Origin of the sequence: Arthrobacter sp. NPDC057259, assembly GCF_042668995.1 — a bacterium.
Taxonomy (GTDB): Bacteria; Actinomycetota; Actinomycetes; order Actinomycetales; family Micrococcaceae; genus Arthrobacter.
In genome coordinates this window covers 144,575-159,462 of record NZ_JBHUYA010000009.1, presented here as the reverse complement: position 1 = coordinate 159,462, position 14,888 = coordinate 144,575, and the positions used below count along the sequence as shown (strand labels likewise).

The window sequence follows — 14,888 nt, the reverse complement described above, 5'->3', positions numbered from 1 at the left end:
ACCGATTACTGCTTCAGGGTGGACTGCTGCTCGGCCCCGGCCGTGGCATTGCCGTTGATGTCCTGGTTGATGATGGCGTCCTGCTGGGCGACGGCGGTCGCGTTGCTGTCGATCGAGCCGATGTTGGCGGCGACAGCGGCGTCGATCGGGGCGGCGACGTTGGCATTGGCGGCCACCGCACCGTTGATCGGGGCGGCGATGCCGGCGTTCGCGTCGAGGTTGACGTCGACGTTGAGCAAGTTGCCGTTCAGGGCGCCGGCCGCGGTCGGGTCGGCCGTCGTGGTGGTGGTCGGGTCCGTGGCGGCGGTGGTGCCGGCGGGGTCTGTCGTGCCCGTGGTGGCGGTTCCGTCGGTGGGGGTGGCGGTACCCTGGTCGATCCCGCTGTCCTGCACGGAGTGCGCGGTGGCGTCGCCGGTGATGCCCTGGGTAATCAGGGTGCCCTGATCGGCCAGAGCCTGGGACCCGGAGCCGAAGGAGAGGACGTTCGCGGAGGCGGCTGCGTCGATCGGGGCGGCGACGTTGGCGTTGGCCGCGACGCCGAGGTCGATCGGGGCCGCGGCACTAATGCCAAGGTTGAGGTCGGCATTGAGGTCCAGGACGGAGGCGACTTCCTTGTCAGGCAGCGCGGTGGCGCCCTCGGCCATCAGTTCCTCATCGGACAGTCCGTTGGCGGCAGATTCCATGCTCACGATTGGCTCCATTTTCCGGCGCCCGTTCTGCTGCCCCCAGCGGGCAGTGTCCCCAAGGCACCTAACGCCGCTCAATAGTAAGCATGATTAGCAAATAACGCACCACCCCGGCCGGGTTACTTCAGCCCGGCCCCCGGCAGCAGTTCCGTGGCGCCGAGGGAGTCCGCCACGAATGCGTAGTCCCAGGCCCGTTCCTTCCACTGCACGTACCGGCCGGACGCGCCGCCGTGGCCGCCGTCCATCTCGATCTTCATCACGATCGGCTCACTGCCGGTGTTGACCTCCCGCAGCCGCTGCACCCACTTGGCCGGCTCAACGTAGAGCACCCGGGTGTCGTTGAACGAGGTCACGGCCGCGATCTTCGGGTACGCCGCGGCGTGGACGTTCTCATACGGCGTGTACGACTTCATGTACGCGTACACCTCGGGGTCCGTGATCGGGTTGCCCCACTCCTCCCACTCCAGGGCCGAGAGCGGCAGCTCCGGGTCCAGGATGGTGGTCAGCGCGTCCACGAACGGGACGGCGGCGACGATGGCGGCGTACTTCTCCGGCGCCAGGTTCGCGACGGCGCCCATCAGTAGTCCGCCGGCCGATCCGCCCATCGCCGCGATCCGGGCCGGGTCCACCCAGCCGGAGCCGGCCAGCCAGTCCGTGGCCGCGATGAAGTCCGTGAACGTGTTCTTCTTGTGCAGCTTCTTGCCGTCGTCGTACCAGTGCCGGCCCAGCTCGCCGCCGCCGCGGATGTGCGCAATCACGAACACGATTCCGCGGTCCAGGAGCGAGAGCCGGGCGATCCCGAAGCCGGGGTCCATGCTCATCTCGTAGGAGCCGTAGCCGTACACCAGGCCGGCCGCGCTGGAATCCCTCGCCACGGAGGCGTGCCGCAGCACCGAGAGCGGGATCCGGGTGCCGTCGGAGGCCTCCGCCCATTCCCGGGTGGCGACGTAGTCGGCGGCGGAGTAGCCGCCCAGCACCGGGCTTTCCTTGCGCAGCAGCAGCTCGCCGGCGGGGCGTTCGGGCGTCGGCAGCACGAAATCGTAGACGCGGGACGGGGTGAAGTAGGACGTGTAGCCCATCCGGATCACCGGCGCCTCGTAGTCCGAGCCCGAGACCCCGGCGGTGTAGAGCTCCTCGTCGAAGGCCGGTTCCACGGCGGGGGCCTGCTCCGGCGTGCCCAGCCCGGCCAGCGGCACCACCTGGACGCGTTCGATCGTGTCCTTCCGGATCGAGAGCACCAGGTGGGTGGCGGTGACGCCGGCGCCGTTGACGCGGACGTCGTCGGAGTGGGCGACGACGGTCTGCCAGTGCTGCTCCGCGACCGGCTTGGCGAGCTCGGCCGGGTCCACCAGGGACACCATGGAGTTGATGGCGTCCTTGTTGTGGGTCAGCAGGATGGTCTCGCGCGGGGCGCCGGAGGCGTCGGCGAGCAGGAACGGCTCGGCCTCGTAGAGGATGCGTTCGTCGCGGGAGATGACGGTGGTGAGGCCAGCGCCGGGGTCATCGAAGCGCAGCAGCCGGGTCTCGCTGAACTCGGAGCAGCCGATGCCCAGGACCAGATGGCGGCGGTCCGCGGAGAGCTCGAAACCGAGCCACATGGCGACGTCGTCCTCCTGGTAGATCACCTCGTCCTCCGCCACGGGGGTGCCGAGGACGTGGGCCTTCACCTGGTAGGGCCGCCAGGAGGCATCCACCACGGTGTAAAAGATCCGGGTGCCGTCGGGGGAGAAGGAGAGCCCGTAGAAGACATTCTCGATCACGTCCGGCAGCAGTTCGCCGGTCCGCAGGTCCTTGATCCGCAGCGTGAAGCGTTCGTCGCCGGCGTTGTCCACGGCGTAGGCGTAGAGGTTCCCGTCGATGGTCACGGCGGCGCCGCCGATGGAGAAGAACGGCTTGCCCTCGGCCTCGATGTTGCCGTCGAGCAGGACCTCCTCGCCGGGGATGGCGACGCCGACCTCGACGGCGGGCGGCGTCCAGTCCGCCACCGGGTCGCCGCTGTCCTGGGCGCGGACGCGGCACTGGATGCCGTATTCCTTGCCCTCGACCGAGCGGGTGTAGTACCACCAGCCGTCCTTGCGGTTGGGTACTGAGAGGTCCGTCTCCTGGGTCCGGCCCTTGATCTCCTCGAAGATGGCCTGGCGCAGCGGCTCCTGGTGCGCGGTGACGGCCTCCTGGTAGGCGTTTTCGGCCTTCAGCAACTCCACGACCTCGGCGGATTCCTTGTCCCGCAGCCACTCGTAGTTGTCCTCGAACACATCCCCGTGGTGGGTGCGGAGCGTGGGAACCTTCCGGGCGACGGGCGGCTGCGGAGCGGCCTGGGCGGGGGCGGATGGGCTGCCGGCGGCGGGAGTCTCAGTCATGGACCCAATCTACCCGTGACCGGTGTCAGTTCCCGTTCTGTAAACCGTGCGCGGCGATGTAGTCCGGCAGGGTCCCGGCCGCCAGCGCGGCAGCCACCTCGGCGGTGGCCGCCGGGTCCTGCAGCACGATCGACTGCCCGTCCGTGCTGGTGCCTATTCCCGCCGTCGGCAGCGTGAAGAAGGCGGCGTTCCCGGGCGGGGTGCCACGCATGCTGTAGGAGAGCCGTTCCAGGGTTTCCAAGGTAAGTCCCGGGGTGACCGAGACGTGCGGCAGGACGCCCGTGACGAAGGCGCGCGTCGTGGCCCGGTCCGCCAGGTCGCCGCTGCCCACCGCCTTGGCGAGGACCGCCTTGAGGAAGGTCTGCTGGTCCCGGACCCGCTGATAGTCGCCGTCAGGGAAGGCTTTGCGCTCGCGGACAAAGTCCAGGGCCTGCGGGCCGGTGAGGTGGTTGATCCCGGGTGTGAACGTGTGGCCGGATTCCAGGGTGGAGGTGAACGGCAGCGTCACGTCCACGTCGATGCCGCCGACGGCGTCCGCCAGGGCGGCGAACCCTTCGAAGTCGGCCATCACCGTGTGGTCGATGTGGGTCTGCAGCAGGGCCTCGACCGTCCTGGTCTGCAGGGCGATGCCGCCGAGTTCCAGGGCCGCGTTGACCTTGGCCTGGCCGTGGTCCGGGATGTCCACCCAGAGGTCGCGCATGATGGAGATGCCGTAGACGTGCTGCCGGTCCGCGGGCAAATGGACGAAGATCAGGGCGTCGCCGCGCTGGTCCGACGGCGCGCCCGCGACCGCGTCCGCCCGGGCGTTGACCCGGCTGTCGCTGCCGATGATCAGGAGGTTGAGGTCGGTCGCCGGCGGCTCCGGCGTGGGAGTGGGGGAGGGGGTAGGGCTGGGGGAGGCCGACGGCGACGGCGTGGGGGTCGGCTGCGCGGCGGGCCGGACGGTCTCGGGCTGGGGACGCCCCAACCAGATGGCGGCCACCGCCAGCACCGCCACCAGCAGTGCCGCGCCGCCGATCAGCAGGATGCGCCGCCGTCGAAGAACCGCGCCCGGCCCGGCACCGGCCCCTGTACCCGCGGCAGCCGCGCCGCCGGCCCCACCTGTACTGCCGGCCCGATCTCCCTGTCCGCCCTGAACATCGTCGTTCACGTCGCCCCCTTCCACCGCGGCCCGTTGCCGGTGCCGCGGAGTGGTCCTCACGGCCCGGGCGCACTGCCGGTCCGCGTGGTGCAGACGCTACCACCGGCTCTCGGCCCGGCCCGGAAACACGCCTGCGCCGTGGCGCCCGGTGCTTGACGCGCTCCGAACCTTCCGCATATCCTGAACGAACGGTCGGTAATTATTTATCGGAAACGCATAGGAGCAACCATGGCATCGCAGACCCTGCAGTCAGTGCCCGCCGAGCCTTCGCCGGCACGGCACGATTCACGGCTCGAGAGCCGGCACGAAATGAGCCCCGAGGACGCGGCCCGCCGTGATGCCGAAGGCCAGGCCTACTTCGACAAGGTGATGGCGGACGATTCCCGGATCGAGCCCCGCGACTGGATGCCGGCGGCGTACCGCAAGACCCTGGTGCGGCAGATCTCCCAGCACGCGCACTCCGAAATCATCGGCATGCAGCCGGAGGCGAACTGGATCACCCGCGCCCCCAGCCTGAAGCGCAAGTCCATCCTGATGGCCAAGGTCCAGGACGAGGCCGGCCACGGGCTCTACCTGTACTCCGCCGCCGAGACCCTCGGCCAGCCGCGGGACCAGATGATGCAGGACCTGATGGACGGCAAGGCCAAGTACTCCTCCATCTTCAACTACCCTGCCCGCACCTGGGCGGACATGGGCGCGATCGGCTGGATGGTCGACGGCGCCGCAATCGCCAACCAGGTCCCGCTGTGCCGTGCCTCCTACGGGCCCTACGGCCGCGCCATGGTCCGGGTCTGCAAGGAAGAGTCCTTCCACCAGCGCCAGGGCTTCGAGATCCTGCTGGAACTCTCCCACGGCACCCCCGCGCAGAAGCAGATGGCCCAGGACGCCGTGAACCGCTGGTACGCCCCGGCCTTGATGATGTTCGGCCCGCCGGATGACGACTCGCCCAACTCCAAGCAGTCCATGGCCTGGAACATCAAGCGCTTCAGCAACGACGAGCTCCGCAACCGCTTCGTCGGCATGATGATGGAGCAGGTCAAGGTCCTGGGCCTGACCCTGCCGGACGAGGACATCCGTTTCAACGAGGAAACGAAGAAGTGGGAACACGGCCCGCTGGACTGGGATGAATTCCACGAGGTCATCGCCGGCCGCGGCCAGTGCAACGCCCAGCGCCTGGAACGGCGCCGCGAAGCCCACCAGAACGGCGCCTGGGTGCGCGAGGCCGCAGCGGCCTACGCCGAGAAGCAGGCCAAGAAGAACGCAGCGAAGGAAGTCGCATGACAACCCCCGAACCCCATGCCGGCAATGTCTGGCCGATCTGGGAAGTCTTCGTCCGCTCCAGCCGCGGACTGTCCCACGTCCACGCCGGATCCCTGCACGCCCCGGATGCGGCAATGGCGCTGCGAAACGCCCGCGACCTCTACACCCGCCGCAATGAGGGCGTCTCCATCTGGGTGGTCCCGGCCGAGGCCATCGCCTCCTCCGATCCGGACGCCAAGGGCTCCTTCTTCGAGTCCCCCCAGGGCAAGGACTACCGGCACGCCACCTACTACACCAAGAGCGAGGGCGTGAAGCACCTGTGAGCACCCCCGAAGCAGTCACCACCAACGCCTCGGCGACGGACCATGACGGCGGCCACGGAGATATCTCCGTCGGTGTCGCGGGTGCGGGAGCGGGCGGCGACGGCATGGCCAGCGCCACCCGCATCACCCCCGGCAACGCCCTCCGCCCCGAGGACATCGCCCTCGCCGTCAGCCGCGGCACCGCCACACCGGACGCGGATGCCGCCGAGCTGGCCCTGCGCCTGGGCGACGACGCCCTGATCCTCGCCCAGCGCCTGAGCCACTGGATCTCCCGCGCCCCCGAGCTGGAAGAGGACATTGCCTTGGGCAACATTGCCCTGGACCAGTTGGGCCACGCCCGTTCCTTCCTGACCTATGCAGGCGGCCTGGACGGCCGCAGCGAGGACGACCTGGCCTACTTCCGCCGCGAGCACGAGTTCCGCTCCGTGCAGCTCTTCGAGCAGCCCAACGGCGACTTCGCGGTCACCATCGCCCGGCAGTTCGCCGTCAGCTACTACCAGTTCGAGCTCTACCGCCGGCTGTCCCAGTCGAGCGACGCCATGATTGCCGGCATCGCCGCGAAGGCGGTCAAGGAAGTCGACTACCACCGGGACCACAGCGCCCAGTGGGTGCTGCGCCTGGCCCTCGGCACGGAGGAATCCCGGGCCCGGATGATCCACGGCCTGGCCGTGGTCTGGCCCTACGTGGACGAACTGTTCCGCGACGACGAGCTCACCGGCCGGCTCAGCGACGCCGGCGTCTCCGTCCAGCCCTCCACCCTGCGCGCCGACTTCGACCGGCTGACCGGAGAGGTGCTGACCGAGGCCGAACTCGAGGTCCCGAAGGTCCAGCCCGCCCCCGGTGGCGGCCGCCGCGGCCTGCACTCCGAACACCTGGGCTACCTGCTCGCCGAGATGCAGGTCCTGGCTCGCGAGCATCCCGGAGCGAGCTGGTAACCATGGCCGAGATGTACCTCAGCCACCCGACGGCGGACGCTGCCCCCAGCCCGAAGTCCGCGGAGCAGAAGGCCTGGGACCTTGCCGCGACGGTCTGCGATCCCGAAATCCCCGTCCTGACCATCGCCGACCTCGGCATCCTCCGGGATGTCCAAGTGGCGAAGGAACCGGACGCGGGCGACGGCGGCATGGTCCCGGCGGTGCGGGTCACCATCACGCCCACCTACTCGGGCTGCCCGGCCATGGACACCATCCGCGACGACCTCACCGCGGCCTTCCACGCCGCCGGGTACCCGCGCGTCGACGTGGACCTGGTGCTGTCCCCGGCCTGGACCACCGACTGGATGAGCGAGGAGGGCAAGGCCAAGCTGGAGCAGTATGGCATCGCCCCGCCCTCCGGCCATTCCCGCGCCGGCGGCCACTCCGGCCCGGTCCGGCTGAGCCTGGCCGTGAAATGCCCGCAGTGTTCCTCGCTGCACACCAAGGAACTCACCCGCTTCGGTTCCACCTCCTGCAAGGCGCTCTACGTCTGTCAGGACTGTAAGGAACCGTTCGATTACTTCAAAGTCTTGTAAGGAACAGGTGCAACCATGACCGTTGTCCGCCAGACCGCCGCCGAGACGGCGGCAGCCACCGGCCGCCGTCGTGCGTCCTTCCACCCGCTGACCGTGGACCAGGTCCGCAGGCTCACCGACGACGCGATCGAGGTCACCTTCGCCGTCCCGGCCGAACTCGCCGGCCAGTTCGACTACCTGCCCGGACAGTACGTTGCCCTGCGCACCACCCTTCCGGACGCCGCCGGGGAACGGCACGAGATCCGCCGCAGCTACTCGATCTGCGCGGAGCCGCGCAGCTTCGCGGACGGCAGCAGCGAGATCCGCGTGGCCATCAAAAAGGACTTGGGCGGCCTGTTCTCCACCTGGGCCAACGCGGAGCTCAAGGCCGGGGACGTGCTGGACGTGATGAGCCCGATGGGCGCGTTCGTCTCAAAGCACGGCAGGGACGGCCAGGAGCAAAACCTCATGACGTCCATGAACCGTCCGCAGGAGATGGAAACCGAGCTCGCCGGCGAGGCCGGGAACTTCGTGGCGATCGCCGCCGGCTCCGGCATCACCCCCGTGATCGCTATCGCCCGGACCCTGCTGGCCGCGCACCCGGACACCCGGTTCGACCTGATCTACGCCAACAAGGCGGCCATGGACGTGATGTTCCTGGAGGAACTCGCGGACCTCAAGGACAAGTACCCGTCCCGGCTGGCCCTGCACCACGTGCTCTCCCGCGAGCAGCGGATCGCCCCGCTGCTCAGTGGCCGGATCGATGCCGAGAAGCTCGAGGCGCTGCTGGGCACCGCCATCCACGCCGACGACGTGGATGAATGGTTCCTCTGCGGCCCGTTCGAACTGGTACAGCTGTGCCGCGACACCCTCGCCGCCCGCGGGGTCAAGCCCGAGCACATCCGCTTCGAGCTGTTCACCTCCGGCAAGCCGGACCGTCCCGAGGGCAACATTGGCCGGCCGGTGGTGGCCGACGAATCCCAGGAAACCTACAAGATCACCTTCACCCTCGACGGGCTGCAGGGCGAGGTGGCCAGCCCCACCCACGCCCGCGAGTCCATCCTCAACGCCGCACTCCGGGTCCGCCCGGACGTCCCCTTCGCCTGCGCCGGCGGCGTCTGCGGCACCTGCCGGGCCAAGGTGGTCACGGGTTCCGTCACGATGGACGAGAACTACGCGCTGGAACAGGACGAACTGGATAAGGGGTACGTGCTGACCTGCCAGTCGCACCCCACCACCCCCAGTGTCACCGTCGACTTCGACGTCTAAACCCGCCCCATTTCCCCGTCTGCCCTTCCATGCCTAGGAGCCGCATGATTTCCCTGACCATCGCCGACGGCGTCGCCGAGATCGTCCTGGACGCCCCGCAGAAGCTGAACTCACTCGACGAGCAGGCACTGCGGGACCTGGACCGGGCCTACGACGACGCCGCGGCCGCCGCCGCGCGCGGCGAGGTGCGGGCGATGCTGCTTCGCGGCGAGGGCCGGGCATTCTGCGCGGGCCGGGACATCGCCGGCGTCACCCCCGCGAACGACGACGCCGAGGCCTACCTCGGCGGCCTGGTGCAGCCGTTGATGGAGAAGATGAGCGCCTTCCCGGCGCCCACCTTCGCCGCCGCGCAGGGCGCCTGCCTGGGGGTGGGACTGGGACTGCTGCTCGCCACGGACGTGGTGTACGTGGCGGAGAATGCGAAGTTCGGCTCGCCGTTTGCCAAGCTCGGCGCCACGCTGGACTCCGGCGGGCACTGGTACTTCACCGAGCGTCTCGGGATGCACCGCACCCTGGACCTGATCTACACCGCGGAGCTGATCTCCGGCACCGAGGCGGTGGCGCAGGGGCTCTTCAGCCGTGCGCTCCCGGCAGAGGAACTGCTGGAAACCACCCGCGGCATCGTTGCCAAGGTCGCCGGCGGGCCCACCGGCGCCTTCACCGCCAGCAAGGAGCTGGTGGCCCACATCCGCGATCAGCGGCTGGGCCTCTGGCAGTCCATGGCGGAGGAGAACTCCGAGCAGGCCCGGCTCTGCAAGAGCGAGGACTACGCCGAGGGCTTCCTGGCCTTCCAGGAAAAGCGCACGCCGGTCTTCAAGGGCTGACCCGGGCCGCCGGCGATTCCCACCACTTCCTGCGTCAGCGTGTGTCCAGGTCCTCGAAGACCAGGAACGTCTGGGTGTCCAGCACCCCCGGCATGGACTGCAGCTGGTCGAAGATCACCCGGCGCAGATCCACGTTGTCCACGGCCCGCACCAGCAGGATGACGTCGAAGTCCCCGCCGACCAACGCGACGTGGTGAACCTCCGGAATGGCCCGCAGCAGCTCGCGGAGCTCCCGCCAGGAGTGCTGCCGCACCTTGAGCGTCACGTAGGCGGAGGACTTCAGTCCGGCCTTGATGGGGTCCACCAGGGCCGTGAACTTGGTCAGCACGCCCTCGCCGGTCAGGCGGGAGATGCGCGAATAGGCGTGGGCCCGGGAAATGTGCACGTTTTCGGCCACTTGGGTCACGGACATGCGCCCGTCTCGGGTCAACTCGGCGATGATGCTCCGGTCCACCTCGTCCAGCGGCACCGCCTGCTCCGATTCGGTTCCTGCCATTTGTCTTCAACTCCCGCCGGTAACCCAGCTCACACTTACGATTTGTCTTCAAGAGTAAGCCGTTTGAGATGAAGTCTCCACGATCTTGCCCGGGCGTGGATACGAAAGCGCCTTTGGAAGCATACTTGGTGCGAATAGTGGCTACAGAAGGACGGACCAATGACGATCTCCGCGGACTCCGCTGCACAGGAATCCGAGACCCGGCAGGGCAGCGCCGCCAGCGAGGCGGTACGCAAGTTCGGGATCACGGTCGAGGATTACATGCTGCCCGCCCGGCACCCGATCCAGATGGTGAGCCCGGACGGGACGCCGAACGCGCACACCGAGCAGGGCGCGCAGCCCGGCCACGAATACGGACTCCCCGGCGATGCGGAGCTGCTCGCCGCCTACGAAGAGCTCGTCGTCGGACGCCGGGTCAACGACCAGAACTCCGCCCTGGTCCGGCAGGGCCGGATGGCCGTCTACCCCTCCAGCCACGGCCAGGAAGCCTGCCAGGTGGCAGCCGCCCTCTGCCTCGCCGAGGGCGACTGGATCTTCCCCACCTACCGCGACTCCGTGGCCGTGATGGCCCGCGGCGTGGACCCCGTCCAGACCATGACGCTGTTCCGCGGCGACTGGCACGGCGGCTACGATCCGGCCAGGCACAAGGTCGGGATCCAGTGCACGCCGCTGACCACCCAGTTGCTGCACGCCGTCGGCGTCGCCCACGCGGCCAAGCTGCGCGGCGAGGACACCGTGGTCCTCGCCATGTGCGGCGACGGCGCCACCAGCGAGGGGGACTTCCACGAGGCCCTGAACTTCGCCGCCGTCTTCCACCTTCCGGTGATCTTCTTCGTCCAGAACAACCAGTACGCCATCTCCGTGCCGCTGGCGCACCAGTCGGTGGCGCCGTCGCTCGCGCACAAGGCCGTGGGCTATGGCATGGCCGGCGAACGCGTGGACGGCAACGACCTGGTGGCGCTGCTCGCCGTGCTGGGCCGGGCCGTGAAGCTGGCCCGCGAAGGCTCCGGCCCGCTGCTGGTGGAGGCCCACACCTACCGCATGCAGGCCCACACCAACGCCGACGACGCCACCCGCTACCGCCAGGACAGTGAGGTAGCCGAATGGCTGGCCAAGGACCCGCTCACCCGGATGCGGACCTACCTGACGGAGCGCGAACTGCTCGACGACGCCGGCGCCGCCCGGATCGCCGACCGCGCCGAGGCGGTCGCCGCCCAGCTCCGAGAGGGGCTGGGCGAGGATGTCCCGGTGAACCCGCAGGACCTCTTGTCCTACGTCTTCTCCACCCCCACACCGCAACTGAAGGAACAGTCCGCGCAGCTCGCCGACGAGCTGGCCCGCGACGCCGCAGCAACCTCCGAGGAGTCCGCACGATGAGCCCCACCGTCACCACCTCCTCCGAGGCCAACGGCAACGTCAGCGCCGCCACCGCCCGCGCCGCCGCGAAGGCCGCCGTCGAAGCCGAGCAGACCGGTCCCCAGCCCCTCACCCTGGCCAAGGCCCTCAACACCGCGATGGCTGACGCCATGCGCGCCGACGACTCCGTTCTGGTCTTCGGCGAGGACGTCGGCCTGCTCGGCGGCGTCTTCCGCATCACCGATGGGCTGACGGCAACCTTCGGGCAGAACCGCTGCTTCGACACCCCGCTGGCCGAATCCGGGATCGTGGGCATGGCCGTCGGCATGGCGATGAACGGCATGCGGCCCGTCATCGAGATGCAGTTCGACGCGTTCGCCTACCCGGCCTTCGAGCAGATCGTCAGCCACGTCGCCAAGATGCACAACCGCACCAAGGGTGCCCTGAAGCTGCCCATCGTGATCCGGGTGCCCTACGCCGGCGGCATTGGCGGCGTCGAGCACCACTGCGACTCCTCCGAGGCCTATTACGCACACACCGCGGGCCTCAAGGTCTACACGCCGGCCACGGTGGCCGACGGGTACCGGATGCTCCGCGAAGCCATCGACTCCGACGACCCGGTCATGTTCATGGAGCCCAAGAAGCTCTACTGGTCCAAGGACCAGGTGGACCTGGGTGCGCTCCGGGCCGAACACGACGCCAACGCCGCACGCGGCACCTCCTCCGAGGGCCGCGCCGCCGTCGCCCGCCCCGGCACCGACGCCACCCTGATTGCCTACGGCCCGTCGGTCCCCACCGCGCTCGCCGCCGCCGCGGCGGCCGCGGAGGAGGGCCGCTCCCTCGAGGTGATCGACGTCCGGTCAATCGTCCCGTTCGACGACGAAACCGTCGCCGCCTCCGTCCGCAAGACCGGCCGCGCCGTCGTCATCGCCGAGGCCCACGGCTTTGCCTCCGTCGCCTCCGAGATTGTGGCCCGGGTCCAGGAACGCTGCTTCCACCACCTCGCCGCCCCGATCCGGCGCGTCACCGGCTTCGACGTGCCCTACCCGGCGCCCAAACTCGAGCACTACTACCTGCCCGGCGTGGACCGCATCCTCGACGCCGTCGACGACCTCCAGTGGGAAGACTGACCATGAGCGAACCGAAAGTATTTCTCCTGCCCGACCTCGGCGAAGGCCTCACCGAAGCCGAACTGGTCAACTGGCTCGTCGCCGTCGGTGACGAAATCCGCGTCGACCAGCCCATCGCCGAGGTGGAGACCGCCAAGTCCATGGTCGAGGTCCCCTCGCCATACGCCGGCACCGTCGCCGTCCTGCACGGCGAGCCCGGCCAGACGCTCGACGTCGGGAAGCCGCTGATTTCCGTGACTCCCGTGGGTGCTGCTTCCGTTTCGGCCCGTGGGGCCGCTGGTGGCGCCGCCACAGGCAATGCCGCCCCCGCCCCTTCGCCGGACGGCATTTCTGCAAGCAGCATGCCGTCCGGCTCCGGAAGGCCCGATGCCACTCCCGGGGCGGCATTGCCTGCGTCGGCTGGGCCTGCTTCTGACGCACCTTCCGCCGTCGCTGACTCACCTGCTGCTTCAGCCTCACCTTCCGCCGCTGCGGCCGAGGCCTACCGCGAGGAGGAGAAGGCCGGGTCCGGGAACGTGCTCATTGGGTACGGGACGCCGGGCGGGCATGGGGTGGCCCGGCGGACGCGGGCTCCGAAGCGGGCCTCCGGGGCCGAAGCCGGGGCTGTTCAGGTTTCGGAGGCCGAGAAGGCCGCCGATGAGCTGATCCTCATGCGGACCCGGGTGCCGGGGAAGCTGGGGGCAGTGATTTCCCCGCTGGTGCGGCGGATGGCCCGGGACCATGGGGTTGATTTGGGGGGACTCCAAGGTTCCGGGACCAGCGGGATGATCATGCGGCGCGACGTCGAGGCCGCCATCAAGCCTGCGCCGGCCGAGCAGCAAGCCGTGACCGCACCGCAGACCGCGCCGGTCTCAACACCGGAAATTACCTCCGCCGGCGGGACCGACTCCCGGACCGGGCTCGGCATCACCGGCCGGACGCCGGTGCGCGGCGTGCGCAAGGCCGTCGCCGTGAACATGAGCCGCAGCCGCTCTGAAATCCCCGAGGCCACCGTCTGGGTGGACGTGGACGCGACCGCGCTGGTCGAGCTGCGCGCCGGCCTCAAGAAGGCCGACCCGCACCACACCCCTGGCCTGCTCGCCTTCATCGCCCGGTTCGTCACCGCCGGGCTCAGGAAGTACCCGGAGCTGAACACCCGGATCGTCACCACCGGCGATGCCGACGGCGGAACCGGCCAGGAGATCGTGGCGTTCGACGGCATCAACCTTGGGTTCGCCGCGCAGACGGACCGCGGCCTGATGGTCCCGTCCATCCGGAACGCCGACAAGCTCAGCGCCCGCGGGCTGGACGCCGAGATCCGCCGGCTCACCGCCGTCGTGCGCGAGGGCAAGGCGACCCCGGCGGAACTGGGCAGCGGCACCTTCACGCTGAACAACTACGGCGTCTTCGGCGTCGACGGCTCCGCGGCGATCATCAACCACCCCGAGGTGGCGATCCTCGGTGTGGGCCGGATTATCGACAAGCCCTGGGTGGTCAACGGGGAGCTCGCCGTCCGTAAGGTCACCGAGCTCACGCTGACCTTCGACCACCGGGTCTGCGACGGCGGCACCGCGGGCGGCTTCCTGCGCTACGTCGCGGACGCGATCGAAAACCCGGGAGCCGTGCTGGCGGATCTCTAAGCGCCGGTGGGTAGAATCGAGCCCTGAACATCGCACCAACCACGCCGGCCAAGCGTCGGACTACGGAGATTTCATGTCACGATGGCTCGAAGTCGGCCAGGACAACTACGTTCTGACCACCGAAGGATCGCTGCTCAACACGGGTCTGATTGTGGGCACCGAACGTGCCATGGTGATCGATACCGGCGGCGGGCCCCGGCAGGGCCGTGAAATCCTGGACGCCGTCCGTGAAAAGACGGACCTGCCGCTGGTGGTGGTCAACACGCACGCCCACTACGACCACTTCTTCGGCAACGCCGTGTTCGCGGACGACGGCGTGACCGAGTTCTGGGCGCACGAGAACTGCGCGGCCGAGATCGAGGAGAACGGGGACGCCCAGCGCCGGCTCGTCGCGGCCGCCGAACCGGAGATGGCGGCCGCCGAGGGCGGCGCCGTGGAACTGGTGGTGCCGAACGCGATCGTGAAGGACCAGCCCGTTCTGGTGGATCTGGGCGGCCAAAGCGCCACCCTGTTCTTCCTGGGCCGCGGCCACACCGACGGCGACCTGCTGGTGGGCACGTCCACCACCCTCTTCGCGGGCGACCTGGTGGAACAGGGCGCCCACCCGTCCTTCGAGGACTCCTACCCCGAGGAATGGGCGGACGCTCTGCGGCACATCTCGGCCCTGCGGCACCGCTACGAGTTCCTGATCCCGGGCCACGGGGAACCCTGCAGCGACCAGTTCGTGAAGACCATGGCGAACACCATGAGCACCGCGGTGCGGCAGGCTACCCAGGCCACCCGGGAGACTCCCAACGACGCCACCAAGGCCATCCCGATCCTGCCCTACGGCCCCGAACAGTCGCGCTGGTTCATCCGCCGGCTGCAGGAAACCCGCGCCCACCACTAGCCTCCGCGGCGCCGGTTTGGGCCGTCCTGCAGTGACAGAAGATAAG

Annotated in this window: 14 protein-coding genes; 10 read left to right on the top strand and 4 right to left on the bottom strand. The window is 69.2% G+C overall.

The genetic code is table 11. The features are described from left to right. Positions 1-5 precede the first annotated feature (5 nt). The 3 genes from ACFUCU_RS15020 to ACFUCU_RS15010 form a co-directional block, all read right to left on the bottom strand. Positions 6-683, bottom strand: coding sequence for a peptidoglycan-binding protein (locus ACFUCU_RS15020; RefSeq protein ID WP_377973316.1), 678 nt, complete (start codon positions 681-683; stop codon positions 6-8). 122 nt (positions 684-805) lie between these two features. Continuing rightward, positions 806-3,046: a S9 family peptidase gene (locus tag ACFUCU_RS15015; protein ID WP_377973282.1), complete on the bottom strand. Its 2,241-nt coding sequence runs from the start codon at positions 3,044-3,046 to the stop codon at positions 806-808. Positions 3,047-3,071: 25 nt separating this feature from the next. Beyond that, positions 3,072-4,196: an LCP family protein gene (locus ACFUCU_RS15010; protein WP_377973281.1), complete on the bottom strand. Its 1,125-nt coding sequence runs from the start codon at positions 4,194-4,196 to the stop codon at positions 3,072-3,074. Between the two features lie 219 nt (positions 4,197-4,415). Between ACFUCU_RS15010 and paaA the strand changes: the two genes are divergently transcribed. The 6 genes from paaA to ACFUCU_RS14980 are packed head-to-tail and all read left to right on the top strand — an operon-like array spanning position 4,416 to position 9,352. Beyond that, on the top strand, positions 4,416-5,468 hold the full coding sequence (gene paaA / locus ACFUCU_RS15005) for a 1,2-phenylacetyl-CoA epoxidase subunit PaaA (RefSeq protein WP_290256080.1): 1,053 nt from the start codon (positions 4,416-4,418) through the stop codon (positions 5,466-5,468). Further along, complete coding sequence (gene paaB / locus ACFUCU_RS15000; protein WP_290256078.1) at positions 5,465-5,770, top strand: 1,2-phenylacetyl-CoA epoxidase subunit PaaB; 306 nt, start codon at positions 5,465-5,467, stop codon at positions 5,768-5,770. The genes paaA and paaB overlap by 4 nt, the downstream gene beginning before the upstream one ends. Continuing rightward, the gene (paaC, locus tag ACFUCU_RS14995) at positions 5,767-6,705 is read left to right on the top strand and encodes a 1,2-phenylacetyl-CoA epoxidase subunit PaaC (protein WP_377973280.1); all 939 of its coding nucleotides are present in this window, start codon (positions 5,767-5,769) and stop codon (positions 6,703-6,705) included. The genes paaB and paaC overlap by 4 nt, the downstream gene beginning before the upstream one ends. Before the next feature lie 11 nt (positions 6,706-6,716). After that, complete coding sequence (paaD, locus tag ACFUCU_RS14990; protein WP_377973315.1) at positions 6,717-7,280, top strand: 1,2-phenylacetyl-CoA epoxidase subunit PaaD; 564 nt, start codon at positions 6,717-6,719, stop codon at positions 7,278-7,280. A gap of 15 nt (positions 7,281-7,295) precedes the next feature. Next, on the top strand, positions 7,296-8,528 hold the full coding sequence (gene paaE, locus ACFUCU_RS14985; protein WP_377973279.1) for a 1,2-phenylacetyl-CoA epoxidase subunit PaaE: 1,233 nt from the start codon (positions 7,296-7,298) through the stop codon (positions 8,526-8,528). Between the two features lie 44 nt (positions 8,529-8,572). Next, positions 8,573-9,352, top strand: coding sequence for an enoyl-CoA hydratase/isomerase family protein (locus ACFUCU_RS14980; RefSeq protein WP_377973278.1), 780 nt, complete (start codon positions 8,573-8,575; stop codon positions 9,350-9,352). Positions 9,353-9,386: 34 nt separating this feature from the next. On the opposite strand, the gene ACFUCU_RS14975 is transcribed toward ACFUCU_RS14980, so the two are convergent. Beyond that, complete coding sequence (locus tag ACFUCU_RS14975; protein WP_377973277.1) at positions 9,387-9,848, bottom strand: Lrp/AsnC family transcriptional regulator; 462 nt, start codon at positions 9,846-9,848, stop codon at positions 9,387-9,389. A gap of 159 nt (positions 9,849-10,007) precedes the next feature. Here ACFUCU_RS14975 and ACFUCU_RS14970 point away from each other — a divergent pair, with 159 nt between their 5' ends. The 4 genes from ACFUCU_RS14970 to ACFUCU_RS14955 all read left to right on the top strand — a co-directional run bounded on the left by ACFUCU_RS14970 (position 10,008) and on the right by ACFUCU_RS14955 (position 14,842). Beyond that, positions 10,008-11,225 carry a thiamine pyrophosphate-dependent dehydrogenase E1 component subunit alpha gene (locus ACFUCU_RS14970; protein ID WP_377973276.1) on the top strand — a complete coding sequence of 406 codons (1,218 nt, stop codon included), beginning with the start codon at positions 10,008-10,010 and terminating at the stop codon, positions 11,223-11,225. Continuing rightward, positions 11,222-12,334 carry an alpha-ketoacid dehydrogenase subunit beta gene (locus ACFUCU_RS14965; RefSeq protein ID WP_377973275.1) on the top strand — a complete coding sequence of 371 codons (1,113 nt, stop codon included), beginning with the start codon at positions 11,222-11,224 and terminating at the stop codon, positions 12,332-12,334. The genes ACFUCU_RS14970 and ACFUCU_RS14965 overlap by 4 nt, the downstream gene beginning before the upstream one ends. Positions 12,335-12,336: 2 nt before the next feature. Continuing rightward, complete coding sequence (locus ACFUCU_RS14960) at positions 12,337-13,953, top strand: dihydrolipoamide acetyltransferase family protein (RefSeq protein ID WP_377973274.1); 1,617 nt, start codon at positions 12,337-12,339, stop codon at positions 13,951-13,953. A 73-nt stretch (positions 13,954-14,026) separates the two neighbouring features. Continuing rightward, positions 14,027-14,842 carry an MBL fold metallo-hydrolase gene (locus tag ACFUCU_RS14955; protein WP_290256069.1) on the top strand — a complete coding sequence of 272 codons (816 nt, stop codon included), beginning with the start codon at positions 14,027-14,029 and terminating at the stop codon, positions 14,840-14,842. Positions 14,843-14,888 lie beyond the last annotated feature (46 nt).